General features: G+C 54.6%; 3 protein-coding genes. All 3 read right to left on the bottom strand.

Annotation, left to right across the window (positions count from 1 at the left end; translation table 11 throughout):
• Window positions 1-311 (bottom strand): ATPase (locus PHV74_14750; GenBank protein MDD5095616.1); only part of this gene is annotated, 311 nt, incomplete at its 3' end.
• A complete protein-coding gene (locus tag PHV74_14745; protein MDD5095615.1) occupies window positions 301-1,695 on the bottom strand; it encodes an SIR2 family protein in 1,395 nt (464 codons plus the stop codon). The genes PHV74_14745 and PHV74_14750, both read right to left, overlap by 11 nt.
• Window positions 1,692-3,064: restriction endonuclease subunit S (locus PHV74_14740; protein MDD5095614.1), on the bottom strand; the 1,373-nt coding region annotated here is incomplete at its 5' end. The genes PHV74_14740 and PHV74_14745, both read right to left, overlap by 4 nt.

Here is a 3,064-nt window from a genome sequence, read left to right as displayed (position 1 = left end):
ATGCCCTGCCGAAACCGATCCTCGTCAATCGAGCCGATCATCGTCGCCTTCATGAGACGGCGGGTGGACGGCAGAGAAACCATGGTCTTGTCGGCCTGAAGCTCGCTCTCCTCGGTCATGACGACGCGTGTCACCATGGCGACGATCCGCCGCGCCCCCACAGGAATGATGATGTAGGAGTTGATTCGCCCGACTTCAATCGTGCCTTCATAAGTTGCGCGCGTCAGGGCTTTTAGATCCCGGTTTAACTCGACCGAGATCTGTGCCGTATCGACAGCGACGACGCGTCCGATCTCGTGTTCAGTTGTCATCTATATCCTCCGCGGCGGGTTCGGAATGTTGAGGCGAAGGTTCCAATGCTTTGTAGGTCTTCATGACTTTGGACGTGATCTCCTCCTCCCGAAGGTCGGGCAGCAGTCTCTCAACAAAATATTCGAAGGTGCCGAGTTGCAAGCCACACACCAACCATACGCGTTCATCACCAAGCTGTTTCAGGTGGCTTACAAAAGGGCTTGCGGGTGCCGGGTCGATCACAACCAGTGTGAAACTTGGGATGGCCAGTGCCTGGCGGATAAGGGCATTGACATGCTCATCGCCGAAGCCGTAGCCTACCGTGAAGAGCACCGACTGGGGCTGTGCAATTGCAGAACCAAAACGGCGAAATAACTCCGAATAGGGCAGGCCGAGCGCCTGGCCATACTTGAGTGGCGATGGGTAGATCAGAACGTCATCCTCCGGGGTATCTTGGTTATGAAACGTCGCGAAGAGTCCGTAAGGGTTTTCCCAATCCGCGGCGCAACGGTGCCACGTGATGGACCCGTGCAGCTTGTAGAGATGGAGTACGCGATCAAAGCGATGAACCCGGCCTTCGGTAGTCTGAGCCGGAAAGTAGAAGTCCAAATCGTAGGATTCGGGGCGGAATATCCGCCGAAGAGTCCCGACAAAGCCATCCACCAAGACGGCACCTTCAGCATCAGCGGCCTTCTCGATCAGGGTGTCATAGTTTAGTGTGAAGAAATTGGCGCGCCTCAGATTAAGTGGACGGGTGAGGGTCTTCTTGATCAGGCGACGGTGGTCTTTGAGCGCGTCTTCCTTACCGGTGGTCGGGAGATCGACCAATGACGTTAGACTACGTTCAATCTCCAGAATCAGGTGGTCGATACCAGTCTTGGACAGAACCAAGGTTCCGCCCGCAGCAAGGTTGAGGACGATGTCTGTCGCGAATGCAGGCATCCCCGCCCGCCACATGTGCAGGTGGCTGAGATAGTCTTCAAGATTGCGGGGTATCTCGGGAACTTGGCCAAGGTCTCCAGCCAATGCAATCCTGCGCTTGTCCAGATCGAATGTTTTACCAGACAGCGCGGACGACGTTGTATAGAACAGGGATAACCAGTCGGGGTTATGGCCGCTCTCGGCGGATTCCACAGCCTTTTTGTGAAGGTCTCTCTCCAACTCGACGGGAATCGACGCCAGCCCGATGCCACCTGCCTTCATGGAAGCGCCTGCGCCAATTAGGAATGAGACATTGTCAGTTTTGAGTAGAGTGCCTACACGAACCCGCGTCTCTTTAAGCCGCTCTGAAAGAACAGCGTTTGCCTTCTTTTGCGTGGCGGCGTCAGGAGATGAGAGATCCGCGATCAGTTGTTCGCTGAGAATCTCAGCGCCGCCGATCTTGAGATAGTAGTTCTCGTTCATTGTTTGATCTCCAGTTCATGCAGGTCGAGGTGGTGGACCCGAAGTTGTGCTGTCATCAACTGGTACAGCAGGGTGCGGAAGAGGTCTTCCAAAAGTGCTTTTTGTCTTTCCGCATGTTCACTTCTTTTTTCCACAATTTGAAGCTTATATCCAATGCGTACAGCTTCTTCGTACTCTGGTTTTGCCACTGGTAGATTCTGCAAAACTCCTAAAGTTAAATACTTCGTTGAAGTCCCAATCGAGAGCGTTCGCAAACGCTCAAGGTTTCGTGCAAGTGCCTGATGGAGGAAAGAATAAGGTAGTGAATTATCATCCTTGAGCGTAATAACATAGGTCCGTTGATAAGCGTTGAACTTGCCTTTAAAGTGCTTCACGGAGTATATTCCTTGGGCGTTGTTCCCCGAAAGAAGGATGGCTTCTGTATCAAAGGCGTAATGGTTAATCCGGAAGGTCTCTTGAGAACAAGTGAAAAAAGGGTATTCACCATCCGGCGTGGCGGCATTTGAATTCAACTTTCCAGTTTGAAAATTCACCATGGAACCCAGTTCCACCACCTCCCAACTCTCCGGCACGGGGCCGATTTCGGTTTGTTTTTGGCGTTCGCCGCGGAGGCCATGCGTAAAGAGCTGGTGCAGGAGCGACTTTTTCAATTCCGTGGTCAGCGCGATCAGCCGCTCTTGCTGCTCCAGCGCCCGCTGCACCAGCCCCAACACCGCCGCTATCTTCCGCTGCTCGGCGAGGGGTGGGACCGGAAGCGGAAGCTCACAGAGTTTCGACTGCGATAGGTTTGGAATCGTCGTAACGTTGCCACGCCCAAAATAAACGCTGCCAACCTCGAAGGCATACCAGAGCCAATAGAGCGCGAAAAGGGAATCCGCAGCGTCATCTCGCAGGCGGGCGCGGTGAAGGTGGTTCTGGTAGTAACAGCGGGCAAGCTCTCCACACCAGATGGCGGTGCGTCCGATGTCGCCGCCCTCGCAGATGAGTAGATCGCCAGGCAACAAGGCCAATCGCTTCTCTTCCGCTTCAGTGAAATGCATCTCGTCGAGGTCCGACAAATCGAGGCGACCCCAGAAGACATTCTTCGTGCGGAGGAATGGGCGCTGGTTTTCTCCGACGCGATTGTCTTTCGAGACCTGCTTTCCCTGCTGGACGACAAATAACGAGTCGAACCGCTGGACCCGCCATCCAGCAGGTAATCGTCCTAACTCGGTTTGCACGGCATCCCCAACGGAGGGCGGGTTTTCCAACCCGCCATTTGGCGGACAGGAATGCCCGTCTTCTTTTTCTCCGCGTCTCCGCGCCTCCGCGTGAACCTCCGTCCTCATTTCATGATCCTCCCGAGAACGGCCTTGAGCGCCTTGTCCGT

The sequence above is a fragment of the Dehalococcoidia bacterium genome, from assembly GCA_028711995.1.
Taxonomy (GTDB): Bacteria; Chloroflexota; Dehalococcoidia; order SZUA-161; family SpSt-899; genus JAQTRE01.
This window is presented reverse-complemented; position numbering and strand designations above follow the sequence as displayed.